Genomic DNA, 25324 nt, shown 5'->3' on the forward strand with positions numbered 1-25324 from the left:
CAGACGTAATCACAGTTGGCGCTGTCGGCGTCCGTTTCGCTCCCCCAAAACATGTGTATAAATAACATACCACAAGAAGAGAGTGTTGCCGCTTGCTCGGCGCGAACCAGGCAATAGCTGTCAACTGTCCGTAGCAGGGCTTACAGTCGTTTTCATCCCTGAGAACTGCGGCCCCAACCTTATGGAGGGATCTGATAACTAGTGTCCATGACAATCGCATGGGCGCGCCGTCGATACGGCGTCAAACTCGGGCTGGGGTATATCGCCACCGCCGGCCTCCTGGTCGGGGTCGGCGTCACGACAAACGACGTCCCCTCGACCATTGTCGCCGGAATCGCCGGGTTACTCACGCTCGGATCGATCAACGCCGCCGAGACCGTCGCCAGCATCAAGGAGATCGCCGCACAGACCGAACGCGTCGCCAACGGGAACCTCGAACAGGAGGTGACCTCCACCCGAACGGACGAGTTCGGATCGCTTGCCGACTCCATCGAACAGATGCGCCAGTCGCTTCGTGGCCGACTGAACGAGATGGAGCGCACCCGCGCCGACCTCGAAGAGACGCAGGCCGAGGCCGAGACGGCCCGCGAGGAGGCCGAGCAAGCCAAGCAGGAAGCCCAGGCCGCGGAGCGCGAGGCCCGCGAGCTGGCAGCCACCTACCAGGACACCGCCAAGCGCTACGGCGAAACCATGGAGGCCGCCGCCACGGGGGACCTCACCCAACGGGTCGACGTGGACACCGACCACGAGGCGATGGAGACGGTCGGCACCGCGTTCAACCAGATGATGGACGACCTCCAGGCGACGGTCCGAACGGTCACCACGGTCGCCGACGAGATCGAAGCCAAAACCGAGCGGATGTCCGAGACCAGCGCCGACATCGAGGCCAGCGTCGGTGACACCGTCGAAGCGGTGTCGAAGATCGAGTCGCAGGCCAACGACCAGCGCACGGAGCTCGACTCGGCGGCCGACGACGTCCAGCAGGTCAGTGCGTCCGCCGAGGAGATCGCCGCCACCATCGACGACCTGGCGTCCCGCAGCGAGGACGTAGCGACCGCCAGCGACGCGGCCCGCGACTCCTCGAAGTCCGCGCTCGACGAGATGTCCAGCATCGAGACCGAGGTCGACGACGCCGTCGGCCAGGTCGAACAGCTGCGCGACCAGGTCGCCGAGATCACCGACATCGTGGACGTGATCACGGACATCGGCGAGCAGACGAACATGCTGGCGCTGAACGCGTCCATCGAGGCCGCCCGCGCCGGCGGCAACGCCGACGGGGACGGCTTCAGCGTCGTCGCCGACGAGGTCAAGGACCTCGCGGAGGAAACGCAGGACCGCGCCAACGAGATCGCCGCAGTGGTCGAGAAAGTCACCGCCCAGACCGAGGACGTCACCGCGTCCATCCAGCAGACCCGAACCCGGGTGGAGTCCGGCAGCGAAACCGTCGAATCCACGCTGCGGGACATCCGCACGATCGCGGATTCCATCGCTGAGGTCTCGAACTCGATCGACGAGATCCAGCGCACGACCTCCGAGCAGGCCGAAACCGTCCAAAGCACCGCCACCTCTGTGGAGCGTGTCGCGGGACTGAGCGACGACACGACGGCGTTGGCGAGCGACGCCGAGTCCGCGGTGATCGGGCAACGCGAGAGCGCAGAGGAGATCGCGGCGTCCCTCGAACAGTTCCAGAACACGGCCGTCGAGCAGCTGCAGTCCCGCGTGGCGTCGTTCACCGTCGCCACCGAGGACGGCGAGACTGCGGGGGGTAGCGTGGAGCAGCCAGTCATGCGTGCCGGCGCTGACGGGGGTGGTGCGTGATGGACGCCGTCGCAACCGCCTACCTCGGCGGCGCGGTCGCGCTCATCGTCGGTGTGGCGTTCGTCTGGCTGCTGTACCGGTCGTTGGATGGCTCCCCGCATCAGTCGGCGCTCGCGCCGCTGGCCATCATTCCCGTGTTCGCGGGCCTGTCCTACGTGGGGATGGCGTACGACATCGGAACGGTGATCGTAAACGGGAACCAGATCGTCGGGCTGCGGTACATCGACTGGCTCGTGACGACGCCGATCCTCGTGGGATACGTCGGCTACGCCGCGGGGGCGTCCCGCCGCAGCATCATCGGTGTGATGGTGGCGGACGCGCTCATGATCGCGGTGGGCGCGGGGGCGGTGGTGACTGACGGCACGCTCAAGTGGGCGCTGTTCGGCGTGTCGTCGATCTTCCACCTGTCGCTGTTCGCGTACCTGTACGTGATCTTTCCGCGGGTCGTGCCCGACGTGCCCGAGCAGATCGGGCTGTTCAACCTGCTGAAAAACCACATCGGGCTGCTGTGGTTGGCGTACCCGCTGGTGTGGCTGTTCGGCCCGGCCGGCATCGGGGAGGCAACGGCTGCCGGCGTCGCGCTCACGTACGTGTTCTTGGACGTGCTCGCGAAGGTGCCGTACGTGTATTTCTTCTACGCGCGGCGTCGCGTGTTCATGCACTCGGGGTCGTCGCCGGCTCCCGAGCAGGCGACCGTCGAGGCGACGGCGGCGGACTGACGGGCCGTCCCCGGTGGTGGTGTGACCCCGGCTCCGTCCAGCAGTCTGAGAGCCGCAACAAGGTTCAAGACACTGGTGGGCTTCTCTTCAGGTGAAGGTCCATGGATATCTCTGACATTGCGGCAAACGACTACGTGGAAGTCGACGCCGAACAGCGACTCGGGAAGGTGCGGTCGCTGTTCGAGCGTGAGAACCCCAAGGGCGTCATCGTCACCGAGGCCGGCGCGTACGACGGCGTCATCACGGAGCGCCAGCTCATCCAGTCGCATATCGGCGACGACACCAGGGTCGCGGCCATGGTCACGGACGCGCCGAAGGTCAGCCGGACCGAGGACGTGCGCGAGACAGCGCGCATGCTCGTCGAGGGCGGCACGAAGATCGCGCCCGTGTTCGAGGCCGGATCGCTGTGGGGCGTGATCACTGAGGACGCCATTCTGGACGCCGTGCTAGCGAACCTCGACGCGCTCGATGTCCGGGATATATACACCGAACACGTGGTGACGGTCGACGAGGACGACAGCATGGGCCGCGTGATCAATCTGTTGCGCGAGCACGGCATCTCGCGGCTGCCGGTCGTCGACGACGCCGGGCTGCTGTCGGGGATCGTCACGCGCTACGACATCGTCGATTTCGTCGTGCGTGACACCGAGAAGACCACCGTCGGGGATCGCAGCGGCGAGATCGAGCGCCTGCTCGATCTCCCGGTGTCCGACGAGATGACGAGCCCGGTCAAGACGGCGAGCTTCGACGATTCGGTGCGGGACGCCGTCGACGACATGCTCGCACACGACTACTCGGGGGTCATCGTCACGCCCGACGACGACGAGCGCGCGGTCGGCGGCATCCTCACGAAGACCGACGTGTTGCGCGCGCTGTCGTACACGGAGGAGGAACACCTCGACGTGCAGATCACGAACATCGACCTGTTGGACACGCTGTCCCGCCAGGAGGTCCGCGAGCGCATCGAGAACGTCGTCGCGAAGTACGGGGATATGGACGTCCATCACGCCCACGTCCGGCTCTCCAAGCACAAGGAGAAGCTCCGTGGGACGCCGCTGATTCAGTCACAGATCCGGCTGCGCACGAACAAGGGCCAGATCGCCGGAACTGGCGAAGGGTACGGCGCGGACAACTCCTTCCACGTCGCCCTGGACAAGCTCGAACGGAACGTGCTCGAGCTCAAGGGCATCGAGCACGACGAGGAGTACGAGGGCCAGCTCCTCCGGAAGCTCAACGACCTGTAGGCACCGCCGTCGGGCGTGCTTATATGAGCACGCCCGTCGTAGGGCATCGCGCATGAGGTTTGATTTCACACGCGCGGTCGGATTGCTCGCTGCGTTCGTGGCCGTCGGCATGATCGGGCTCTCGGCGGCGGATGTCATGCCGGCGCGCGTGATGTTCATGATGGTGTTGCCGTCGATGATCGTGTTCGCGGCGATCTCGTTTCTCATCGGCATGAAGCACGGCGAGCACCGCATCACGGGGTGACGCGCCGTCAGTAGTCGTCGGCACTGGCGGCGTCGATGCCCCCGTCAGTGATCTGGAACTGGGCGTGTTCGCCGTCGGGCTTGGCGCGGTGTTTCTCCAGCGTCGCGCGCCGGGTGCCGCCGCGGAACCGGTCGAGCCGGAGGACGGTGCCCGTCCAGTGTGCGAGCGTGTGGCCGCCCAGCGGGCGGGCGCGGTCGCTGTCGTTGTCGACGTCGGTGAACACCTGGTTCGTGACGACGACCGCGAGGTCGTGTTTGCGCGCCAGCGACAGCAGGTGTGTGATCTGGTCGGCGACCTGGCGGAGGGCGTCGCCCGTGGTGTCGTCGCCGCCGCGGGCCAGCCGGTAGAACCCGGTCACGGAGTCCACCACGATGAGGTCCGCGCGGTCGGCGAAGTCGGCGGTGTCGCGGACGGCTTGGGCCTGTTCGTCGAAGTCGTGGGCGTCGGAGACGATGACGTTCGCGGACGCCGCCTCGGGGTCGGTGGCGCGCGCCTCCAGTAGCTGCTGGAAGCGCGCGAGCGAGAGGCCTTCGGTGTCGACGTAGACGGCGAGGCCGCCGGCGGCGGCGGTGGTCACGGCGGTTGTGAGCGCGACGTTCGTCTTGCCGGCGGCGGGTGGCCCGTACAGCTGCGTGACGGTGCCGCGCTCGACACCGCCGCCGAGCAGCTCGTCGAGTGCGCCACAGCCGGTCGGGAGGTGGGTGTCGTCCTCGCGCACGGGGTGTCGTTGGCGCGCCGCTGGGTAAACACCCGTGGTCGATGCCCGGCGGGCGCGACAGCGAGGGACGTGTTGGCGCGGTCAGCGGCCCGGAGGCCGGTTAGACGGCGTCCTGGGGCGGGCTGACAGTGGCGTCGAGGAGCTCGGTGAAACGCGGGCCCGCGAGCGATCGGTCGCGGGCGATCTCCGTGTCACTGGGGACGGCGGCCGGCGTGAGGTCGGTCGTGTCGACGCCGAGGGCGGACAGCACGCGTTCGTGGAGTTCGTAGACGCTGAGCCGCGGCCCGGGGGCGTGGAAGACGCCGGTGTGGTCGGTCTCCGCGAGCTCCGTGATGGCGTCGGCAACGTCGGTGACGTGGACCGGGCTCCGATAGACGTCGTCGTGGCGTTGACAGGCGCCGCCGTCGAGGGCGTCCCGGGCGGCGGCGAGCTGGGGGGTGAGCGGGTCGGTCGCGTAGCAGCTGCTGACCCGGAGGACGACGCCGTTGTCGGTGTCGTGGCGGTCGACGTGGTCTTCGAACACTTGGATGCGGCGGCCGGTGTCGTCGCAGGGCGTGCGAACGTCGTCGGGGCGGTAGTCGCCGTCGGTGCCGTCGAACACCGCGCCGGTGGACGCGTAGACGAGTCGGCGGTCCGCGCAGGCGTCGACGAGCGCGCTGACGGCGTCGACGTACGCCGGGATCGGCACGTCGGCGGTGTGGACCGGTGCGGTGACGATGACGGTGTCGGGGTCGTGGGCGGCGATGTGGGCAGCGGGGTCGTCGGCGAACACGTCGAATTCGGTCGGGTGTGGGGTGGCCGTGACGCCGGCGCGTGCGGCGAGGGCGGCGTCAAGCGGGCCTGTGTCGCCGACGACGAGCGCGTCCATACCTCACGTCCACAACTGCAACTGTAAAAAGTTCTCTCTCAGGCCCGGGTTGTGGCGGTGGAATCCGGTACATCTTTCACCCATCGCTTGATAGTTGTTCACACGGACGAGTGCGTGACGGTTGACAGAAAGTACTTCTGTTGGGCCGCCGCACTCGAAACCAACCCCGGAGTCTCCAACCATGAACGAAGTCCAACTGGAGGTCGCGAAAGCCTACCCCAACGATTCGGGACGGGGGATCGCGCGCCTCGATCCAGACACGCTGTTGCATCTCAAACTCAGCCCGGGAGACATCATCGAAATCGAGGGGGCCGAAACCACGGCCGCGAAGGTCTGGCGAGCCGACCGCCAAGACTGGAACACGGACACCATCCGGATCGACGGGTTCACGCGCCAGAACGCCGAGGTCGGCATCGGGGAGCGCGTGAAGATCCGGAAAGCCGACGCCGAAAAAGCGGACACGCTCGTCCTCGCACCCCCCGAGGAAGCGAGCGTGCAGTTCGGCAGCGACGCCGCCGGCATGGTCAAACGCCAGATCCTCAAGCGGCCGGTCGTCGCCCGCGACATCGTTCCCGTGATGTCCTCGACGAACCACCCGTTCATGCGATCCCCAGGCCAGGCGATCCCACTGATCGCCGTCGAAACGGAGCCTGAGGGCGTCTGCCTGGTGACCGAGGACACCGACGTCGAGCTGCGCGAGGAGCCGATCAGCGGCTTCGAGCGCACCGGCGGCGGCATCACGTACGAGGACATCGGCGGCCTCGAAAACGAGATTCAGCGCGTCCGGGAGATGGTCGAACTCCCGATGAAACACCCCCAGATCTTCCAGAAGCTTGGCATCGAACCGCCACAGGGGGTGTTGCTGCACGGGCCGCCGGGCACCGGGAAGACCCTACTGGCGAAAGCCGTCGCCAACGAGACGTCGGCGAGTTTCTTCTCGATCGCCGGTCCCGAGATCATCTCGAAGTATTACGGCGAATCCGAGCAGCAGCTCCGGGAGATCTTCGAGGACGCCAAAGACGACTCGCCGTCGATCATCTTCATCGACGAGCTGGACTCCATCGCGCCCAAGCGCGAGGACGTCACCGGCGAGGTCGAGCGCCGCGTGGTCGCCCAGCTGTTGACGATGATGGACGGCCTGGAGGGCCGCGGGCAGGTCATCGTCATCGCGGCGACCAACCGCGTCGACGCCGTCGACCCCGCGCTGCGGCGGCCGGGGCGTTTCGACCGCGAGATCGAGATCGGCGTCCCCGACGAGATCGGGCGCGAGGAGATCCTGAAGATCCACACCCGGGGGATGCCGCTGTCCGACGACGTGAACCTCTCGACGCTGGCCGACGACACCCACGGGTTCGTCGGCGCGGACATCGAGAGTCTCAGCAAGGAGGCCGCGATGCGGGCGCTGCGCCGGTACCTCCCGGAGATCGATCTCGACGAGGAGGACATCCCGCCGAGCCTGATCGACCGCATGATCGTCAAGCGCGAGGACTTCAAGGGCGCGCTCAGCGAGGTGGAGCCGTCCGCGATGCGGGAGGTTCTCGTGGAGCTGCCGAAGATCACGTGGGACGACGTCGGCGGGCTCACGGAGGCGAAAAACAACGTCAAGGAGTCCGTTGAGTGGCCGCTGAACCAGCCGGAGAAGTTCACGCGGATGGGCGTCGAGCCGCCCGCCGGCGTGTTGCTGTACGGGCCGCCGGGCACCGGGAAGACGCTGATGGCGAAGGCCGTCGCCAACGAGACGAACGCCAACTTCATCTCGGTGCGGGGGCCACAGCTGCTGTCGAAGTGGGTCGGCGAAAGCGAGAAGGCGATCCGCCAGACGTTCCGGAAGGCCCGCCAGGTCGCGCCGACCGTGATCTTCTTCGACGAGCTGGACAGCCTCGCGCCCGGCCGCGGGCAGACCGGCGGGAACAACGTCAGCGAGCGCGTCGTCAACCAGCTGTTGACCGAGCTGGACGGCCTCGAGGAGATGGAGGAAGTGATGGTGATCGCGGCGACCAACCGCCCGGACATCATCGACCCGGCGTTGATCCGCAGCGGGCGCTTCGACCGCCTCGTGCAGGTCGGCCAGCCGGGGATCGAGGGCCGCGAGCAGATCCTGAAGATCCACACCCAGGACACGCCACTAGCGGCGGACGTCTCGCTTCGGGAGCTCGCCGAGCGCGCGGACGGCTACGTGGGCAGCGACCTCGCGAACATCGCCCGGGAGGCAGCCATCGAGGCGCTCCGGGACGACGAGGACGCCGACGACGTCGGCATGGCGCATTTCCGGGCGGCCATGGAGAACGTCCGGCCGACGATCACCGACGACCTCATGGAGTATTACGACCAGGTCGAAGACCAGTTCAAGGGCAGCCAGGGCCCCAACGTGAACAGCCGCCAGGGCAGCGAGCACATCGGCTTCCAGTAGCCGACACGGCGGCGTGTTTCCGCCGTGCGGTCGCGACAGGCTGCGCTGGGCGATGCGAATACGGCACCCCCTGAGAAGACCAGTTACTCGTCGACGCGGGTGGCGTTCACTTGGCCGTCCTGGCCGGGGCGGGAGGTGACGCGGGCCGTGCCGGCGTCCGTTTCGATGATTGCGCCCTTCGTGATGATGTTTCGGCGGGCGTAGTTGGGGTTGGCGTCGTTGGCGCTGACGTCCTCGATGGTGGCGCGTTCGGCGCCGGAGTCGGTGGCGACGTTCACGACGTTCGTGGAGAGCACGCGCACTTTCTCGGCGTCGCCGCGCACGTCGACGGTTCGGAATCGGGGTTCGCCGACGGTCGTTTCGGTGGGTTCGCGGCCGAGTTCGCTTTTCGACTTCTTCGAGCGCGGTCGGAGTCGCGCGCCCGTCTTCGAGCGCTTCGAACGGCCTTGGTATTGCATACCCGAGACCAACACCAGGACGCACTTGAAAGGCTCGGTTAGGCGACAACGCAGGGTTTAGGCGCGTGCCGGCGCTACGCGCAGCCATGAGTCTCCGGGTTGCGACGGCCGCGCCGTTCAAGCAGAAGGGACGGACGCAGGTCGCCGAGCAGGCGTTCGTGGTGGCGTTGTCCCTTGACCGGGAGTGGATGAGTGCCGATCAGGCCAAGCGCCTGTTGGACATGGCGGACGCGGAGGGGCTCGTCGAGCGGGTCGCGGACGGGGACGTGGCCGCGACGTTCGATCCCGGCGCTGTCGAGATCCCCGAGGGGTTCGTGCCGGACGCGTCGTTGTTCCAGGAGCGGTCGGGTTTCGAGCGCGCGCTGGACGCGCTGGTTGCGGCGGGGTTCGACCGCCAGGAGACGGTGGCGGCGGTCAACGACCTCCAGCAGGCGGTGGGCGTGACCGCGGACGCGGCGGCAGTGGTGTACGCGCGCCAGCAGGGTGTTGCGGCGTCGGGTGCGGCGGAGGCGGCACAGGAGGGCGTGCTGGATGGTCGCTGACCGGATCACGGACGGGACGCGCATCGCGGAGCTGTTGGCGAGCGAGGTGACGGGCCACGAGCGTGCGCCCTACGACCGGATGAGCGTCGTGGACGCCGCGCCGGACGTGGAGCCGACGGCCGACGGCGCGCGCGCCTACGACGTGGCCCACGACGGGGCGGTGGTGGCGCGCGTGTTCGTGCAGCCCGAGCGGATCCGGGTGGCGGTGTTCAGCGGGCTGGACGCCGCCGACGCGGCCGCCGAGGACGCCGGGCTGCGGGCGCGGCCGGTCGCGAGCGACCCCGCGCGCCTCGTGGTGTTCGTCGCGTCCGGGGCGGCGACCAAGCGCGCGCTGGACGTGCTCGGTGCGGCGGTCGCGGCCCGCGAGGACTGAGTGTCGGCTGGCGGGCACGCGGTGCAGGACGAACGCTGTGGTTTCGGTCCGTGCGGAAGCGAATCGCTTTTGCGGGTTTGCCGGCACGCGAACGTATGAGCTTCGTTGAGGAACTCGGGGCCCGTATCGCGGCGGCTGACTCGGTGGTGAGCGTGGGTCTCGATCCGGACATGGAGCGGCTCCCGGAGGACGTACAGGACGCGGAGCTGCCGCGGTGGGCGTTCAACCGCCGCATCATCGACGCGACCCACGAGCACGCCGCGGTGTTCAAGCCGAACGCGGCGTTCTACGAGGACAGCGACGGGTGGCGCGCGCTCCGGGAGACGGTGGCGTACGCCCACGGCAAGGGCGTGCCCGTGTTGTTGGACGCGAAGCGCGCGGACATCGGGAACACGGCCCGCCAGTACGCCGAGATCCTGGCGCACGTCGACGCCATCACCGTCAACCCGTACCTCGGGGAGGACGCCCTGCAGCCGTTCCTCACGCAGGACGAGGCGGGCGTGTTCGTGTTGTGTCGCACCTCCAACGAGGGCGGGATGGATTTCCAGCATCTCGAACTCGCGGCCTACGACCGCCGGCTCTACGAGCACGTCGCCGAGCGGGCGGCCGAGTGGAACGCCCAGTACGGGGATGTCGGGCTGGTGGTGGGCGCGACCGCGCCCGACGAGCTCCAGGCCATCCGGGAGCGCGTGCCGGAGCTGCCGTTCCTGGTGCCGGGCGTGGGCGCGCAGGGCGGCGACGCCGAGGCCGCCGTGGAGTACGGGCTCAACGACGACGGCGTCGGGCTGGTGAACTCGACGCGCGGCATCATCTTCGCGGGCGAACACGGCTCGGCGTGGGCGGCGGCGGCCGGCGACGCGGCGCGGACGCTGCGCGAGCGCCTGAACCGCCACCGGTAGTCAGCGGCGACCCGGAGGCGGGTGGTCGCCCGCGTCGGGAGCGCAGTCAGTGCAGACGCCGCGTGCGTCGTGGTGGGTGTCACAGACGACGCTCCCGCAGCGGTCACAGACCCGCTGTGCACCCGAGGCGCGACAGATCGAGCAGACGCCGGTCACGCTCATACCGGGTGTACGGGCCGGGCGGGCGTAACCGTGGGGGAGGCAAACACCCTTGATGGTGGACTGCGTACGACCGGGTGTGCGACCCAATCGGAGTCTCGTGTGGGGGCTGGCGGTCGTGTTCGGCGTGTGCAGCGTCGTTTTCGGTGTGCTCGCAGTGCTGTACAGCCCGGTTGCGTTGTCCGTTGCGGTGCCGTTCGGCGGGGTTGCGGGGCTGTTCTACTACCACGCCTCCGGGCGGCTTCGGCGGCGGACGTTCCGCCGGCAGGCGGGGCGGGCGCGGTCGGCTCGGCGCGGCCGGACCGCGGGCACCGGGCCACGCGGGGGCCGGTCCCGGGACCGCCAGCAGTCACGCGGGAACCGGGAGTTCACCGACGGCGTCGCCGACGACCAGCCGCGACGATCCGATTACCGGGTGTTGGACCTGGAGCCGGGCGCGGACGAGGAGGCCGTGACTGCGGCCTACCGGGAGAAGGCACAGGAGTTGCATCCGGACCGGGGCGGGGACACTGAGGCGTTCGCGCGCGTGAACGAGGCCTACGAGCGGCTCCAGGGGGACGCGTAGGTTTACCGTCCCGGGAGTGTAGGGGGAGTGTGCGCGCGATCTATTTCGATCTCGATCGGACGCTGATTCACACCGAGCCGTCGGTCACCGCTGCCCTGGAGGACGCCTTCGAACGGGTGGCCGGTGAGAGTCCACGGGCGTGGCTGGAGGCGTACGGCGACGGGTTCGTCGAGCGGTTCCAGGCGTGTGCGCCCGCGCCGTACCGGGGCGGCGTCGAGCACGTGCGTGCGGAGACGGAGTTCGAGTGCGGTGTCGAGGAGACGGTGGGCGCGTTGCTGGACGCCGAGGTGGCGGCGACCGAGCCGACACCGGACGCGGCGGCAACGCTCGAACGCGTGGCGGCGGCCCATCCGGTCGGCGTGCTGACCAACGGTGTGCCGGAGTGGCAGCGCGCAAAGCTCGCCGCCGCGGGGCTGGCGGGCCACGTCGACGCGGTCGTGACGGCGTACGAGGCGGGCGCACACAAGCCCGCGCCGGAGCCGTTCGCGCTGGCCGAGCGCCGCCTGCCGGCCGACGCGTACGCGCTCATCGGGGATTCCGACGCGGACGTCGACGGGGCGGCGAGCGCGGGGTGGCGTGGCGTGCGATACGACGGCGGGACGCTCGCCGACGCCGTCGACCGGATCGACTGGCCGCAGTGAGAGGGGTGCGTGTGGCGTCCGGGCGGGGTGTCACTCGGAGAAAGCTTTTGGTCGGTAGCGCCTAACCCCAGGGCATGGGACGCGACCGCGCCCGACTGGCCGCCGCACTGGAGCGCGGCGAACAGGAGGGCGGCAGCGTCGAGTTCAAAGAGCGGTTCAGTCGTGACATCCACCTCGCAGAGGGGCGCTTGGAGAGTCTCACAGCACAGCTCCGCCACCGCATTCTGTCGGGGGACGGGGAGGCCGAATACGTGCTCGGGGTGACCGACGACGGCGGGCTGGCGGGCGTCAGTCAGGCGACGTTCGCCGAGACCATGGACGTGTTGAGTCTGCTCGCCGACGAGGCGGGCGCACACATCGCGGACGTACAGACGTGGGGCATCGACAGCGTCGGTGACGCGCCCGCCGGCACCGACGGGATCGTGGGCGTCGCGACGGTGCAGGACGGCGACGGGCTTGCGGCCGGCGACGACCACATCATCGTCGGCACCGCCGGCCACGTCGACCACGGGAAGTCGACGCTCGTGGGCAGCCTCGTGACCGGTGACGCCGACGACGGCGACGGTGCCACGCGCGGGTTCCTGGACGTCCAGCCCCACGAGGTCGAGCGCGGGCTGTCGGCGGATCTCTCCTACGGGGTCTACGGGTTCGACGGCGACGGCCCGCTACGGGTGCGCAACCCCGACCGGAAAGACGAGCGCGCGGCGGTCGTGGAGGCCGCCGACCGCGTGGTGTCGTTCGTCGACACCGTCGGCCACGAGCCGTGGCTGTCGACGACCATCCGCGGGCTGGTCGGCCAGAAACTCGACTACGGGCTGTTGACGGTGGCCGCCGACGACGGCCCCACGAAGACCACGCGCGAACACATGGGCGTGCTGTTGGCGACCGAGCTGCCGACCATCGTCGCGGTGACGAAGACGGATCTCGTGGACGACGACCGGGTTGCGGCCGTCGAGCGCGAGGTCGAGGCGTTGCTCCGGCGCACCGAGCGCGCGCCGCTACCGGTCGCCCGCCACGGCGTCGACGCCGCCGTCGACGAGCTCGGGGACGGCGTGGTGCCGATCGTCCGGACCAGCGCGGTGACCGGGGACGGACTCGCGGTCCTCGATGAGCTGTTCGCGCGGCTCCCGAAGACCACGGCGGCAAGCGGGCCGTTCCGGATGTACGTTGACCGCACGTACAGCGTGACCGGCGTGGGCGCTGTCGCGTCCGGCACGGTGAAATCGGGGACCGTCGAGGACGGGGAGACGCTCCTGTTGGGGCCGTTTCCGAACGGCAGCTTCCGGACCGTTGAGGTGCGGTCGATCGAGATGCATTACCACCGCGTGGACAGCGCGCACGCCGGCCGGATCGTCGGGATCGCGTTGAAGGGCGTCAGCGAGGAGGCGATCGAGCGCGGGATGGTGTTACTGCCGGGGGACGCCGACCCCACGCCGGTCCGGGCGTTCGACGCCGAGGTGATGGTGTTGAACCACCCCACGCGCATCGACGCCGGCTACGAGCCCGTGGTGCACCTCGAAACCATCGGGGAGGCCGCGCGGTTCACGCCCGCGGACGGCCAGCTGCTGCCCGGGGATGCCGGCCACACCCGCGTCCGGTTCAAGTTCCGGCCGTATCTCGTGGAGGAAGGCCAGCGGTTCGTCTTCCGTGAGGGGTCCAGCAAGGGCGTGGGCACGGTCACCGATGTCGTGGAGTGACGGGGTTTTCCTGCCTCCGGCGTCCAGGCCGCGTATGAGCAGCAGAAACACCTTGGAGTTCGCGGTCGGCGTGGTGGTGGCGGGCGTGGTCGCGGGGGCGCTGTCGGTGCGCTTGCGGACGGCGTCCGCGCTCGTGCTCGGGCTGGCCGCGGCCATGCCGTCGCTGGCACGAACGAGCACGCACCTCGACCGAGCGGCCTACGAGGCGGGCGCGTCGAGCCGCCGCCAGATCATCGACGGCGCGCTGGCGGCCACCAGCACAGCCATCGCCGGGGTCGCGAGCGGGTACGCCGCGCTCGCGGTGGCGGACAGCGCCGCGGTGACGATCGCGGCCGCGGCCACCGCCGGCGTGTTCGCCGGGCAGGCCGTGTTCTACGCGCGAACCCGCCAGTACGTGGCGTAGCGCGCTCACGCCCGCCGATAACGGGGGGTGTCGTCGACACGAACCGCCTGCCCGAACAGCGCCGCCCAGTCGAGGCGGCGGCGCACGCGACCGGTCCAGAACGCCTGCCAGTTGTCGCGTTTCGCGCGCTCCCAGGGCGGGACCTGCTCGCGCACGGCGTCGAAAACGTCGCGTGGCTGTGCCGGCGTGTCGTCGAGCGCGTCCACGACGTCGCCGCCGAGGAAGACGTTCTCGCGGAACCCGGCGGCGAGCGCCTCGCGGTCGTCGACGCCGACGTCGCCGCGGCGGGCGTATCCGGCGTCGTCGTCGACGAGCACGCCGACCGCGGACAGGAACACCAGCCACGCGGACGCCGTGCCGCGGTCCTCGACGCCGGCGCGCTCGATGAGGCGGCGACAGCAGTCGTCCTCGGGTTTGGGCACGAGCGGGGTGGCGTCGCGGACGTCCCCCACAGCCGCCAGCGAGGACGGTGCCGGCGGAACAGGCTTTCGCTGCATGCGCGGATGTCGGTGTTGCGTTGCCTTCAGTCGTTTGGAGGCGGACGACCGGGCAGCTTGCACCGTGTTTTTTCTTCTCTCAACGCATACGCACGTGCAATGACGACGGGGCGCGCCAGCAGCCCGCGTGCCGCGGGGAGTCCGCTACATGGTCGAGAAAACACACATCACGACGAGTAAGGCGATACAGCGCCGCACCGGGAAGACGTTCCACCTCGCGACGCGGTTGCTTCCCACGCGGGTGCGCCACGCCACGTACGTCCTCTACGCGTTCTTCCGCGTGGCCGACGACGTGGTCGACACGACCGCGGATCGCGATCCGGGCGTGCAACGCGAGGAGCTGGAGGGGATCCGGGCGGCCGCACTGGGGGCCCGCGACCCCGAGTCGGTCGCCGCCGACACCGAGGTGCTGGCTGCGTTCCGGGAGCTGGCCACCCGCCACGGCATCAGCGACGAGGACATCCACACGTTCATCGACGCGATGCAGGCCGACCTGGAGAAGACGCGCTACGAGTCACACGCCGAACTCGAGGAGTACATGCGGGGGTCGGCCGTCGCGGTCGGCTACATGATGATGGACGTCATGGAGGTCGCGGAGCCGGAGACGGCGGCTCCCCACGCCGCGGCGCTCGCGGAGGCGTTCCAGCTGTCGAACTTCCTGCGGGATGTCGCCGAGGACGTCCACGAGTACGACCGCGTCTATCTCCCCGCGGAGTCGCGGGCCGATCACGGCGTGACCGTCGAGCAGCTCCGCGCACGCACGGTGGATGCGGGGTTCCGGGAGGCGATGCGGGAAGAGCTGGCGTACACCGAGCGCAAATACCGGACGGGCGTCGCCGGCATCGAATACCTCCCCGAGGACTGCCAGTTCGCGGTGTTGGTGTCGGCCGTGTTGTACGCCGACCACCACCGGGCCATCCGGGAGCGGGACTGCGACGTGCTCACTGCGACGCCGTCGCTGTCGACGCCGCGGAAGCTCTGGCTGGTGGCGAAAACGCGGGCGTTGTGGGCGTTGAACTCCAGCCCGGAGGCGGTGTTCTATCGGGCGACGGGACTGGCGGAAACCGGCGATAGCCGCCGCCGCCACGGCGATCCGCAGCCGACGCCGTCGCGGTAGCGCGGGGCTACTGCCGCGTGCCGGGGCCGCGATCACGCAGCACGGCGAAGTCGAAGCGGTCGGTTTGCAGCAAGCCGACGCCCAGAGCGGCCGCGGCGGCCGCGGGGAGGAGGTTGCCGAACGCGAGGTTCACCGTCCCCCAGAGGATGACGAAGCTCACGAGGTCGTCGAGGAGGTACTCGCAGTCCGCGACCCGCGCCTGGATGCCCGCCCGCGAGAACCCCCAGTCGAGCAGGCTCACGGAGACGACCGCCGACAGCACCCAGCCCGCGTAGTTCGACAGCGGCACGCCGTAGTACGGGCCGCCGGCGAAGTACCGCCAGAACCCGAGGCCGACGGCCGCCGGGTCGAGGACGACGTCCATCCAGACGACGGTGGCGGCGACGGCGGCCAGCCGCAGCAGCCGGTTGCGGGCGCGCGGCCCCAACAGCAACACGACGAGCAGGTAGCTATTGACGACCAGTGGGAAGAAAAACACCGGCAGCCCCAGTGGCACCTTCCCGGCGAGCATCGGCCCGAGTTCGATGCGGTACGCGAACTCCCCGTACGGCCAGCCGGCGGTGACGCCGAGCAGTTCGATGCCGAAGGCGTAGGCGGTGAGCACCGCCACCGCGACGGCGGCGCGCCGGTCAACGAGCGGGGCCAGCCCGGCGACCAACGGCAGCCGCATCACGACGGTGCCGAACAGGATGAAGTAGGGGTTGAACGAGAGCGCGGGCGGCAGCCACCCCCGGGCGGAGGCGAGCAGCGTCACCGCGCCGACGACGGGGAACACCACGGCGATCTCGAAGCGGTAGGCGGCGACCAGTTCGTGGAGGCGGGCCTCGATGCGGGCGCGATCAGCCATGCACGACCCCCCAGAGTCCGCCCAGCGTGAACACCATGCCGACGAGCGTGTTCACCGCGGGATACCACCAGTACGCGCGCCCGACGGCCACCTGGAGGCGGCGAATCCCGAACACCAACACCGGGTACGCCAGCAACAACAGCCCGAACCGGACGTCGACGAGCGCGAAGACGGCGGCCGATAGCAGCCAGATGCCCGCGCAGTACGCCAGCGCGCGGTCCGCGCCCAGCGCGGTCGCAGTGGTCTGGATGCCGGCGGCGCGGTCCGGCTCGATGTCGGGGATGGCGGAGAACGTGTGCATCCCCATCGCCCACAGCCAGCCGCCCGCGACCGCCAGCAGCGGCGGGTGGGTGCCGGAGACGCCGGCGTAGGCGGCCGCGGCCGGCAGCACGTAGAGGCCGTTTGACAGCGAGTCCAACACCGGCGTGGTTTTGAACCGCAGCGGGGGTGCGCTGTACTCCGTCGCCAACACGAACCACGCAGCCAGGTACGGCCACGCCTCGGCCGGCAGCGGGGCGGCGACGAACCCCAGGAACACCCCGCAGACGGCGACGATGACCGCGACTGCGGCCCCGCCCCGGTAGCGCGACTCCCGGCCGTCCTTTTTCGGGTTCGTCTCGTCGACGTCGCGGTCGAAGACGTCGTTGATGCCGTAGAGGTAGATGTTCGCGGGCAACAGGAAGTAGCTGAACAGCACCACCGCGGGCGCGCTGAACAGCTCCCCGACGGTGGTCGCGCCGTAGGACACGCCGACCAAGACGGGGCCGGCGAGGTACAGCCAGAACCGCGGCCGGGACAGCACGAACAGATACCGGAACATGGTGTGTCAGCGCGCGTCGGCGAGCACGTTGTTGGCGGTCACTTCGCCGCTGATCAGACACATCGGGACGCCGATGCCGGGGGTTGTGTTCGCGCCCGTGAAGTAGAGGCCGTCAAGGGCGGTCGACCGGTGCGGCGGGCGGAACAGCGCGGTCTGTCGCAGCGTGTGCGCCAGCCCGAGCGCGGTGCCCTGGTGACTGTTGTACCGGTCGGCGAACTCCGAAACCGAGAACCGCTCCTCGACGACGATGCGGTCCCGCAGTTCGACGCCCGTGTTCTCGGCGATGTCGTCGAGCACGAGGTCGCGGTAGGACTCACGGACGGCCGGGGTGTCGTCCAGCCCCGGGGCGACGGGAACGAGCGCGAAGAGGTTGCTGTGCCCGTCGGGCGCAACGGTGTCGTCGGTCTTCGAGGGCACGCAGAGGTAGTACGCGGGGTCGTCGGGCCACGCGGGGTCGTCGAAGATCTGCGCGAAATGCGTGTCCCAGTCGGACGGCAACACGAGGGTGTGGTGGGCGAGTGGCTCCACGTCGCCCTCGACGCCGAGGTACAGCAGGAACGCCGACGGCGCGTACGTCCGGGCGTCCCAGTAGTCGGCGTCGTACTGGCGCTTTTGCGCGGGGAGCAACGCCTGCTCGGTGTGGGCGTAGTCGGCGTCGGAGACGACGACGTCCGCGAGCACGGCGTCACCGGGTTCGGTGTCCAGCTTGAAGCCCCCCCGGCGGCCCTTGATCGCCGACACCGGGTGGCCGGTGCGGAACTCGACGCCGAGTTCGCGCGCGAGGGCCGTGATCCCGTCGACGACACCCCCCATGCCGCCCTCCGGATAGTAGACGCCGAGCCCGAAGTCCACGTGGCTCATGAGGTTGTAGAGCGCCGGCGTGGTGTCCGGGGAGCCGCCGAGGAACACCAGCGTGTACTGCATCACCTGCTGGAGCTTCGGGTGGTCGAAATACTGCTCGACGTGGTCCTGCATCGACCCCAGCAGCGTGAGGCCGCGGGCGTACTCCGCGAGCTTCGGGTCCATCCAGTCCCGGACCCGGGGGCGGTCGGTCTTCACGAAGTGCTCCATGCCGACCTCGTAGTTCTCCTTGGCCTGCGCGAGGTAGTCGTCGAGCACGTCCCCAGCGCCCGGCTCGTAGGCGTCGAACACCTGCTTGACCTGCTCGCGGTCGGGCGTCACGTCGATGGTGTCGCCGTCGGTGTCCACGTTCAGGCCGGGGGCGTCCCGGCCCGGCCGCCGCCCCTCGTTGTCCTTGAAGAAGATGCGGTAGTGGGGGTCGAGGCGCGTCAACCCGTAGTAGTCGCTGGGGTGGCTGTCGAACGACGCGAAGAACTCCTCGAAGACGTCCGGCATCAGATACCACGACGGCCCCATGTCGAACCGGAACCCGTCGCGTTCCAGGGTGCTCGCACGGCCGCCGATCTGGTCGGTTTTCTCCACGACGGTCACGTCCGCGCCGGCGTCGGCGAGATAGCAGGCCGTCGAGAGCCCCCCGAAGCCGGCACCGATGACCGCCACCGATGTCCCCGCGAGTTCGTCCATGGCAGTGCCGTGGGCCGGACGCCAGATAAAACGCCGCCTTCCGGCGTTACGACAGCCCGAACCCGTCGGCGAGCACGTCCTCGCGAACGGTGCCGAACGCGTGGGTGGGGCCGCCGACGACGTCGACGGTGAGTTGGGCGGGACCGAACACGCCGTTGTCCACGTCGCCCGCATCCCAGTCGTCGGTGCCGACGACCTCCGCGAACGGGTCGTCGTAGCGGGCCGCCGCCGAGGACACCACCGCGTCGAAGGCGTCGAAGTCCTCCGCGACCGTGAGGTGAACCCGGCCGCCGTGGGCGAGGGCGTCGTTGGTGCGGCCGATGGCCGTCTGTTCGTCGCCGGCGACCGGTGCGACCGGTGCACAGCCCGACGCCGAGAGGACGTCCGTGGGGTCGTAGCCGAGCTCGTAGAGGCGGAACACCGCCAACTCGACGGTGCGGGCGGCGGCGGAGACGCTGCCGGCGACGCTGGCCGTGCGGTACGTCGGCAGGAAGACGCTCTCCTCGGTGACGCCCGCCCGGGCGGCGACCTCACTGGCGGCGGCCGTCGTCGGGAGGCCGGTGCTCTCCAGGGTCAACACCGCGAACTCGAAGGCGTCGACGTAGTCGATGGCTTGGAACTCGCCCTCGGTGGCGACGAGCGCGCGGGCCGGCCCGCTGCCCAGCGCCTCGTAGTCATCGACGGCGAGCTCCCAGCCGGCTTTCTGCGCGCCGAGCATGGCCACGGCGGGCTGGTCGCAGGCGACCTCGACGTGGGGGAACGTCGCGTCGCCGACGGTGTCGACGCGCGTTTGCACAGTCGCCAGCCCCGCGGTCTGCAGCTCCGCCAACAGCAGCCCGGCCTCCAGGCCGCCGTCGTGCTCCACGCCGAAGTCGATGACCGTCGTGCCGGTGTCCAGCTCGAAGGCACCGATGTCGAGTTCCTCGGTGAACTCCAAGGCCTCGTCGGCGAGTTCCAGCGCCATCCGGTTGAGACTCTCCATACCGCGGGGTTTGGCGTCCCGATACAAGAGGGTTCGCAGTAGCGGCCGGCGCGCGGTGGTCACTCGCCGGGCGGCGGCTGGTAGTCCGCGCGGACCGGCGGCCGGAGCACCCACAGCAGCGCCGCCCCGACCAGGAACACGCCGCCGAGGATGGCGACGGCGTCCACGGCCGAGAACGCGTCGGCGAGCACGCCGCTGGCGAACCGGAACGGCGCACCGACGACCTGCCGCAGCATCGCCACCGCGGACAGCAGCGTTGCGCGCCCGACGGACGCGACGTTGTCGTTGAGATAGCGGTTCTGGATGGGGCGCAGCAGCGACCCCCCGCCTTTCAGCGCGAAGAACATGGGGAACACCACCCAGGGAACCAGGCCCGCGAGGACGTACGTCGCGGCGATGGCGGCGGGGACGACGATGAGGGAGGTCCGGACGCCCAACAGCCCTTCGAGGTCGCCGGCGTAATCGCTCGTGACCGCCGAGAGCAGCCGGAACGCGCCGTAGAGGCCGCCAACGAACAGAACGGCGGGCTGCGGGAGGGGGAGTGACTGCAGCAGCGGGAGGAACGTCGCCTCGATGGCGTCGCGGGCGATGGGCTGAATCCACATGTCCATCGTCCAGATGGTGCCGCTGATGAGCGAGACGTAGACGACGAACCACCGCAGCCGGGGGGTGGTCAGCTGGTCGGTGATGACCGGGAGCGCGTCGGCGACGGACATGCGGTCCTGTTCGACGGCGGCGCTGTCGTCGTAGGCCTCGTTCTGCGGGAGGCGGAGCACGAACGCGGCCGCGAGCGCGGCGGTCACGATGCCCGCAACGAACGGATACGAGCGGTCCACCGTGTACAGAACGGCCCCGAGAACGACGCCGACAGCGCCGACGTAGAGTCCGATGGCGCGCCCGCGCCCGCTGATGCGCGTGAACTCGTCGGCGCTGTCGTGCTCCTGGAGGGTGTCGTAGAGCCACGCGCTGGCGGAGCCGGAGATGAACGTGCCGCCGAACGAGAGCGTGACGAAGGTGAACGTGAACCCGATGAGGTCCGTGGCGACGAGGTAGCTGGCGTTCGACACGAGGAGGATGGCGGCACCGACCGCGAGGCTGTTCCGGCGGCCGATGCGGTCGCCGACGTAGCCCGTGGGGACCTCGGACGCGACGACGACGATCGACTGGATCGAGGCGATGAGTCCGATCTGGGTGTACGACAGCCCGTTGAACAGCAAGAAGAACGTGTAGATGGCGTAATGGAAGCCGGGGCGGGCGGTGGCTCTGTAGAGGTAATACCGGCGGATGACCTGTGACTTCGAGAGGCGACTCATGTCAGCGGGACAGCTATCGGTTCCCGTCGGTGTTCAAGTATGCTTCGAGACCGAGCGGGCGCACAGCCGACGGCAGGCTATCGGACACAACGACGGTGAGAAATGCGCTGGCTGGGATTTGAACCCAGGTTGTGACCATGGCAAGGTCACGTGATACCACTACACTACCAGCGCCCTTCGCATTCTGAACAACGACGCGGGTGTATATAAATCCGTTCTTTGACGGACGCTATGAGTACGGTAGTCAGCCCCATGGATCGCGGATGGGACCGCCGCGAACGGATCAGCACGCGAACCGAAACGATCCGGGGCGTGAGTGCGTGCGACGGCGACACACGGCCGGTTCGGAAACGCCACCCTTTTTAGGGAGTGATCTGTACGTATGCTACAGTCTCGTGACGAGACACGGACGCGACACGGCATGACACGGAGCGTACTCGTGCCGTCGTCCCTCGTCCGGGAAGCCGAGGACAAACGCGAGGCAACTCGCAAGCTCGGTTACGTCGCCCGCGCGGCGGCGGTGTTCCGGATCGACCGCGTCGTTGTCTTCCCCGACGAAGACGGCGAGCGGCAGTGGGGCGGCGGGTTCGTCGAAACGGTGTTGCGGTACGCCGCAACGCCACCATACCTCCGAAAGGAGGCCTTCGATACGCGCGACGAACTGGCGTACGCCGGTGTCCTGCCCCCGCTCCGTCTCTCGTCATGGACCGGCTCAGACTCGAGCGGGTCTGGGTCGTTACGACAGGGAATCGTGACCCAGGTCGGATCTGAAGGGCGCGTTCGGGTCAATTGCGGCATGCAACACCCGATCTCCCTCCACGAACCACCAGGAATGGCGGTCTCGGAAGGAGAGCGCGTGACCATCAGGGTCTCTTCGCGACGACCGGTCCGTGCGAAACTGGTCGACGACCCCCTCCCGGGGTTTTCGGTCGAACGCACGGGTCTCGGTGACGCTTTAGACCGTTCCGACGCGGGCGTTCGCATTGCGACCTCCCGGCACGGGGAGCCGCTTTCGGTGGCTTCCCTCGGTGGGTACCGCGAACGCATCGCCAGGGACGGCGTGACCGTTGCGTTCGGAGCACCGGAACGTGGGCTGCCGCCCATGCTTGGTGTTTCGGCGGACGCGGTCAACGAGTCGGTCACCGACTCATCCGCAGACGCCCCCGCGCGATTCGACGCCTGGCTCAACACCATCCCCGATCAGGGGAGCGAGGTCGTGCGCACCGAAGAAGCGGTGCTCGCGACACTCGGCTCCCTGACGCTCACGGAGTGATACGATGCCACAGCCAAACCGACCACGCAAAGGCTCGATGGGGTTCAGTCCCCGCAAGCGCGCGGAGAGCGAAGTACCGCGCTTCAACTCGTGGCCCGCCGACGACGGTGAAGTCGGCCTCCAGGGCTTCGCTGGCTACAAGGCCGGCATGACCCACGTCGTCCTCGTTGACGACAAGGCCAACGCACCGACCGAGGGCATGGAGACGACCGTCCCCGTGACGGTCGTCGAAACGCCGCCCATGCGGGCGGCGGCCGTCCGCCTTTACGAGGACACGCCGTACGGCAAGAAGCCGCTAACGGAAGTCTGGGCGGACGACACCCACGAGTCGCTCGACCGCACGCTCTCTGTCCCCGACGAGGGCGGAGATACAGACGAACTGATCGAGGCGCTCGACACCGAGGAAATCGCCGACATCCGTGTCATCACGCACACGGTCCCCGGCGACACCGCGGGCGTCCCGAAGAAAAACCCGGACGTGATGGAGACTCGCGTCGGCGGCGGCACGCTCGCCGACCGACTGGAGTTCGCTGCCGACCTCATCGAGGACGGCGGCGTCCACGCGTTCGGCGATGTGTTTCGCGCCGGCGAGTTCACCGACGCCGCGGGCATCACCAAAGGCAAGGGCACCCAGGGCCCCGTCAAGCGCTGGGGCGTCCAGAAGCGAAAGGGCAAGCACGCCCGCCAGGGCTGGCGGCGCCGCATCGGTAACCTCGGCCCGTGGAACCCCTCTCGGGTTCGCTCGACGGTTCCACAGCAGGGCCAGACCGGCTACCACCAGCGCACCGAACTGAACAAACGCCTCATCGACATCAACGATGGGGACGAGCCGACGCCGGACGGCGGCTTCCCGAACTACGGCGAAGTCGACGGCCCGTACACGCTCGTGAAAGGCTCGGTGCCCGGCCCGGAGCAGCGCCTCGTGCGCTTCCGGCCGGCCGTCCGGCCGAACGAATCGCCGCGCCTCGATCCGGAGGTGCGGTACGTGAGCACCGCATCCAACCAGGGATAATTTATGCAGGTAACCGTACGCGACCTGGACGGCGACGACGCTGGCACGCTTGACCTGCCGCGGGTCTTCGAGGAACCGGTCCGCCCGGACCTCGTGAAGCGAGCCGTGCTCGCCGCTCAGGCCAATCGGACACAGGAGTACGGCGCGGACGAGTACGCCGGCCTGCGCACCACCGCCGAGTCACAGGGGAGTGGCCGTGGAATGGCCCACGTGCCGAAAGCAAACGGGCAGGGTGCCCGTGTGCCCCAGACTGTCGGCGGCCGGAAAGCGCACCCGCCGAAAGCCGAGAAAGACCACGGTCTCGACGTCAACGACAAGGAGCGCAAGGCCGCCGTTCGGGCCGCCGTCGCGGCGACCACGGACAGCGAGCTGGTGGCCGACCGCGGCCACAACTTCGACGACGACGTCGAGTTGCCCCTCGTTGTCAGCGACGACTTCGAGGATCTCGTGAAAACCCAGGACGTCGTTTCCCTCCTGGAGGCGCTTGGCGTCCACGCGGACATCGAGCGCGCAGACGAGGGCCGCACCGTTCGTGCCGGCCAGGGAACGCTGCGCGGCCGCAAATACCAGGAGCCGACGTCGATCCTGTTCGTCACGGCCAGCGAGAGCGGGCCGTCGACGGCCGCCCGCAACCTCGCGGGCGTCGACGTGGCGACCGGTCGTGAAGTGAACGCCGAGGACCTCGCGCCGGGCGCGGAGCCGGGCCGACTGACGGTGTGGACCGAAAGCGCCGTCGAGGAGGTGGCACAGCGATGAGTTCGATCATCGACTACCCACTGGTGACCGAGAAGGCGATGGACGAGATGGACTTCCAGAACAAGCTCCAGTTCATCGTCGACATCGACGCGGCGAAACCCGAGATCCGGGATGTCGTCGAGTCGGAGTACGACGTCACGGTCGTCGACGTGAACACACAGATCACGCCCGAAGCCGAGAAGAAGGCAACGGTGAAACTCTCCGCGGAGGACGACGCCCAAGACGTCGCCTCCCGCATCGGGGTGTTCTGAGAATGGGACGCAGGATCCAAGGGCAGCGACGCGGGCGCGGGACGTCGACGTTCCGTGCGCCGTCGCACCGATACAAGGCCGAACTGTCGCACAAGCGAACCGAGGACACGGACGTGCTGGCCGGCGAGGTCATCGACGTGGAACACGACCCGGCGCGCAGCGCGCCGGTCGCCCGCGTCGCCTTCGAGGACGACGACCAGCGCCTCGTGCTCGCCAGCGAGGGCGTCGGTGTCGGCGACACCATCGAGATCGGGATTTCCGCCACGATCGAGGAGGGCAACACCCTCCCGCTGGCGGAGATCCCCGAGGGAGTGCCGGTCTGCAACGTCGAAAGTCATCCGGGCGACGGCGGCAAGTTCGCCCGCGCGGGCGGCGTCAACGCCGACCTGGTGACCCACGAGCGTGACGCCACGATCGTGGAGCTGCCGTCCGGCGAGACGAAGCGCCTCTCCCCGGACTGCCGCGCAACCATCGGCGTGGTGGCGGGCGGTGGCCGGACCGAGAAGCCGTTCGTGAAGGCTGGCAACAAGCACCACAAGATGAAGGCGCGCGGGACGAAGTGGCCCCGCGTGCGTGGTGTTGCGATGAACGCCGTCGACCACCCGTTCGGTGGCGGTGGCCGCCAGCACCCGGGCCGACCGAAGTCGGTCTCCCGGGACGCAGCACCCGGCCGCAAGGTCGGAGACATCGCCTCCAAGCGGACGGGCCGCGGGGGCAACGAGTAAACCATGAGTACGGAATACCGAACCGGCCGTGAGGGGGAGTTCACCTACCGCGGCCACGACCTCGACGAGCTGCAGGAGATGAGCCTGGAGGACGTCGCGGAACTGCTTCCCGCACGCCAGCGGCGAACCATCACCCGTGGCCTCTCCGAGGAGCACCACAAGGTGCTCGCGGAGGCACGCGAGTCGGGCACCGAGGAAACGGCGAACAACCCGATCCGAACGCACCTGCGTGATATGCCGGTGCTGCCGGAGTTCGTCGGCCTGACGTTCGCTGTGTACACCGGCCAGGAGTTCGAGCGTGTCGAGGTCCAGCCCGAGATGATCGGGCATTACCTCGGCGAGTTCCAGCTCACGCGGTCGTCGGTCGAACACGGGCAGGCGGGCATCGGCGCGACCCGCTCCTCGAAGTTCGTGCCGCTCAAATAAAC

Annotated in this window: 29 protein-coding genes and 1 tRNA gene; 19 read left to right on the forward strand and 11 right to left on the reverse strand. The window is 69.0% G+C overall.

All coding sequences use genetic code 11. The annotated features are described in order from the left end of the window. The first annotated feature begins 207 nt into the window (after positions 1-207). The 4 genes from htr1 to JT689_RS08045 all read left to right on the forward strand — a co-directional run bounded on the left by htr1 (position 208) and on the right by JT689_RS08045 (position 4025). Positions 208-1818, forward strand: coding sequence for a sensory rhodopsin I transducer Htr1 (gene htr1 / locus JT689_RS08030; RefSeq protein WP_205250907.1), 1611 nt, complete (start codon positions 208-210; stop codon positions 1816-1818). Further along, a complete protein-coding gene (gene sop1 / locus JT689_RS08035; protein ID WP_205250908.1) occupies positions 1818-2537 on the forward strand; it encodes a sensory rhodopsin I in 720 nt (239 codons plus the stop codon). Before htr1 ends, sop1 begins: the two co-directional genes overlap by 1 nt. 101 nt (positions 2538-2638) lie before the next feature. Continuing rightward, on the forward strand, positions 2639-3781 hold the full coding sequence (locus tag JT689_RS08040) for a CBS domain-containing protein (protein ID WP_010903212.1): 1143 nt from the start codon (positions 2639-2641) through the stop codon (positions 3779-3781). A gap of 52 nt (positions 3782-3833) precedes the next feature. Next, positions 3834-4025 (forward strand): hypothetical protein, encoded by a 192-nt coding sequence (locus tag JT689_RS08045; protein ID WP_010903213.1) that lies wholly within the window; start codon positions 3834-3836, stop codon positions 4023-4025. Between the two features lie 7 nt (positions 4026-4032). Here the strand turns inward: JT689_RS08045 and radB are convergent, their stop codons facing one another. Beyond that, the gene (radB, locus tag JT689_RS08050) at positions 4033-4743 is read right to left on the reverse strand and encodes a DNA repair and recombination protein RadB (protein ID WP_010903214.1); all 711 of its coding nucleotides are present in this window, start codon (positions 4741-4743) and stop codon (positions 4033-4035) included. A 100-nt stretch (positions 4744-4843) separates the two neighbouring features. Then, entirely contained in the window at positions 4844-5611 is a 768-nt protein-coding gene (locus JT689_RS08055) for a sugar nucleotide-binding protein (RefSeq protein WP_205250909.1), read from the reverse strand. A gap of 181 nt (positions 5612-5792) precedes the next feature. Between JT689_RS08055 and JT689_RS08060 the strand changes: the two genes are divergently transcribed. Further along, positions 5793-8021 (forward strand): CDC48 family AAA ATPase, encoded by a 2229-nt coding sequence (locus JT689_RS08060; RefSeq protein ID WP_010903216.1) that lies wholly within the window; start codon positions 5793-5795, stop codon positions 8019-8021. An 83-nt stretch (positions 8022-8104) separates the two neighbouring features. Here JT689_RS08060 and JT689_RS08065 read toward each other — a convergent pair whose 3' ends face one another. Further along, positions 8105-8479, reverse strand: a complete 375-nt coding sequence (locus tag JT689_RS08065) for a 30S ribosomal protein S8e (protein WP_010903217.1) — start codon at positions 8477-8479, stop codon at positions 8105-8107. An 86-nt stretch (positions 8480-8565) separates the two neighbouring features. Here JT689_RS08065 and JT689_RS08070 point away from each other — a divergent pair, with 86 nt between their 5' ends. The 3 genes from JT689_RS08070 (at position 8566) to pyrF (ending at position 10293) form a co-directional block, all read left to right on the forward strand. Continuing rightward, positions 8566-9021, forward strand: coding sequence for a DUF2240 family protein (locus JT689_RS08070; protein ID WP_010903218.1), 456 nt, complete (start codon positions 8566-8568; stop codon positions 9019-9021). Next, entirely contained in the window at positions 9011-9394 is a 384-nt protein-coding gene (locus JT689_RS08075) for a hypothetical protein (protein ID WP_205250910.1), read from the forward strand. The genes JT689_RS08070 and JT689_RS08075 overlap by 11 nt, the downstream gene beginning before the upstream one ends. Before the next feature lie 95 nt (positions 9395-9489). Beyond that, positions 9490-10293: an orotidine-5'-phosphate decarboxylase gene (gene pyrF, locus JT689_RS08080; protein WP_205250911.1), complete on the forward strand. Its 804-nt coding sequence runs from the start codon at positions 9490-9492 to the stop codon at positions 10291-10293. Here the strand turns inward: pyrF and JT689_RS08085 are convergent, their stop codons facing one another. Continuing rightward, positions 10294-10455: a hypothetical protein gene (locus tag JT689_RS08085; protein WP_205250912.1), complete on the reverse strand. Its 162-nt coding sequence runs from the start codon at positions 10453-10455 to the stop codon at positions 10294-10296. 76 nt (positions 10456-10531) lie between these two features. Here JT689_RS08085 and JT689_RS08090 point away from each other — a divergent pair, with 76 nt between their 5' ends. The 4 genes from JT689_RS08090 to JT689_RS08105 all read left to right on the forward strand — a co-directional run bounded on the left by JT689_RS08090 (position 10532) and on the right by JT689_RS08105 (position 13758). Continuing rightward, positions 10532-11017 (forward strand): J domain-containing protein, encoded by a 486-nt coding sequence (locus JT689_RS08090; protein WP_227970881.1) that lies wholly within the window; start codon positions 10532-10534, stop codon positions 11015-11017. Between the two features lie 29 nt (positions 11018-11046). Then, positions 11047-11658 carry an HAD family hydrolase gene (locus JT689_RS08095; RefSeq protein ID WP_205250913.1) on the forward strand — a complete coding sequence of 204 codons (612 nt, stop codon included), beginning with the start codon at positions 11047-11049 and terminating at the stop codon, positions 11656-11658. Positions 11659-11732: 74 nt separating this feature from the next. Beyond that, the gene (locus tag JT689_RS08100) at positions 11733-13355 is read left to right on the forward strand and encodes a GTPBP1 family GTP-binding protein (protein WP_205250914.1); all 1623 of its coding nucleotides are present in this window, start codon (positions 11733-11735) and stop codon (positions 13353-13355) included. Between the two features lie 34 nt (positions 13356-13389). Next, on the forward strand, positions 13390-13758 hold the full coding sequence (locus JT689_RS08105; RefSeq protein ID WP_205250915.1) for a hypothetical protein: 369 nt from the start codon (positions 13390-13392) through the stop codon (positions 13756-13758). A 5-nt stretch (positions 13759-13763) separates the two neighbouring features. On the opposite strand, the gene JT689_RS08110 is transcribed toward JT689_RS08105, so the two are convergent. Continuing rightward, positions 13764-14255 carry a hypothetical protein gene (locus JT689_RS08110; protein WP_205250916.1) on the reverse strand — a complete coding sequence of 164 codons (492 nt, stop codon included), beginning with the start codon at positions 14253-14255 and terminating at the stop codon, positions 13764-13766. Positions 14256-14403: 148 nt separating this feature from the next. Here JT689_RS08110 and JT689_RS08115 point away from each other — a divergent pair, with 148 nt between their 5' ends. Continuing rightward, positions 14404-15372, forward strand: coding sequence for a phytoene/squalene synthase family protein (locus JT689_RS08115; RefSeq protein ID WP_010903227.1), 969 nt, complete (start codon positions 14404-14406; stop codon positions 15370-15372). Positions 15373-15379: 7 nt separating this feature from the next. On the opposite strand, the gene cruF is transcribed toward JT689_RS08115, so the two are convergent. The 6 genes from cruF to JT689_RS08145 all read right to left on the reverse strand — a co-directional run bounded on the left by cruF (position 15380) and on the right by JT689_RS08145 (position 21053). Further along, on the reverse strand, positions 15380-16219 hold the full coding sequence (gene cruF, locus JT689_RS08120) for a bisanhydrobacterioruberin hydratase (protein WP_205250917.1): 840 nt from the start codon (positions 16217-16219) through the stop codon (positions 15380-15382). Beyond that, entirely contained in the window at positions 16212-17039 is an 828-nt protein-coding gene (locus JT689_RS08125) for a prenyltransferase (protein ID WP_010903229.1), read from the reverse strand. Before JT689_RS08125 ends, cruF begins: the two co-directional genes overlap by 8 nt. Before the next feature lie 6 nt (positions 17040-17045). Further along, positions 17046-18584 (reverse strand): phytoene desaturase family protein, encoded by a 1539-nt coding sequence (gene crtI / locus JT689_RS08130; protein WP_205250918.1) that lies wholly within the window; start codon positions 18582-18584, stop codon positions 17046-17048. Between the two features lie 46 nt (positions 18585-18630). Beyond that, the gene (gene mch, locus JT689_RS08135; protein WP_010903231.1) at positions 18631-19566 is read right to left on the reverse strand and encodes a methenyltetrahydromethanopterin cyclohydrolase; all 936 of its coding nucleotides are present in this window, start codon (positions 19564-19566) and stop codon (positions 18631-18633) included. Between the two features lie 59 nt (positions 19567-19625). After that, on the reverse strand, positions 19626-20879 hold the full coding sequence (locus JT689_RS08140; RefSeq protein ID WP_010903232.1) for an MFS transporter: 1254 nt from the start codon (positions 20877-20879) through the stop codon (positions 19626-19628). Positions 20880-20982: 103 nt separating this feature from the next. Continuing rightward, positions 20983-21053, reverse strand: a tRNA-Gly gene (locus JT689_RS08145). Between the two features lie 247 nt (positions 21054-21300). On the opposite strand from JT689_RS08145, the gene JT689_RS08150 reads away from it, so the two are divergent. From JT689_RS08150 to JT689_RS08175, 6 genes are read left to right on the forward strand one after another with little or no spacing between them, the layout of a single operon-like run. Beyond that, complete coding sequence (locus tag JT689_RS08150) at positions 21301-22152, forward strand: putative RNA uridine N3 methyltransferase (RefSeq protein WP_010903233.1); 852 nt, start codon at positions 21301-21303, stop codon at positions 22150-22152. Positions 22153-22156: 4 nt separating this feature from the next. Then, positions 22157-23164: a 50S ribosomal protein L3 gene (locus JT689_RS08155; RefSeq protein ID WP_010903234.1), complete on the forward strand. Its 1008-nt coding sequence runs from the start codon at positions 22157-22159 to the stop codon at positions 23162-23164. Positions 23165-23167: 3 nt separating this feature from the next. After that, on the forward strand, positions 23168-23920 hold the full coding sequence (rpl4p, locus tag JT689_RS08160; RefSeq protein ID WP_205250919.1) for a 50S ribosomal protein L4: 753 nt from the start codon (positions 23168-23170) through the stop codon (positions 23918-23920). Continuing rightward, complete coding sequence (locus JT689_RS08165) at positions 23917-24171, forward strand: 50S ribosomal protein L23 (protein WP_010903236.1); 255 nt, start codon at positions 23917-23919, stop codon at positions 24169-24171. Before rpl4p ends, JT689_RS08165 begins: the two co-directional genes overlap by 4 nt. Before the next feature lie 2 nt (positions 24172-24173). Continuing rightward, entirely contained in the window at positions 24174-24896 is a 723-nt protein-coding gene (locus JT689_RS08170; protein ID WP_010903237.1) for a 50S ribosomal protein L2, read from the forward strand. A gap of 3 nt (positions 24897-24899) precedes the next feature. Then, positions 24900-25322: a 30S ribosomal protein S19 gene (locus JT689_RS08175; RefSeq protein WP_010903238.1), complete on the forward strand. Its 423-nt coding sequence runs from the start codon at positions 24900-24902 to the stop codon at positions 25320-25322. Positions 25323-25324: the final 2 nt, after the last annotated feature.

It is taken from the genome of Halobacterium sp. GSL-19, from assembly GCF_016917855.1.
In the GTDB taxonomy this organism is placed as follows: Archaea; Halobacteriota; Halobacteria; order Halobacteriales; family Halobacteriaceae; genus Halobacterium; species Halobacterium salinarum.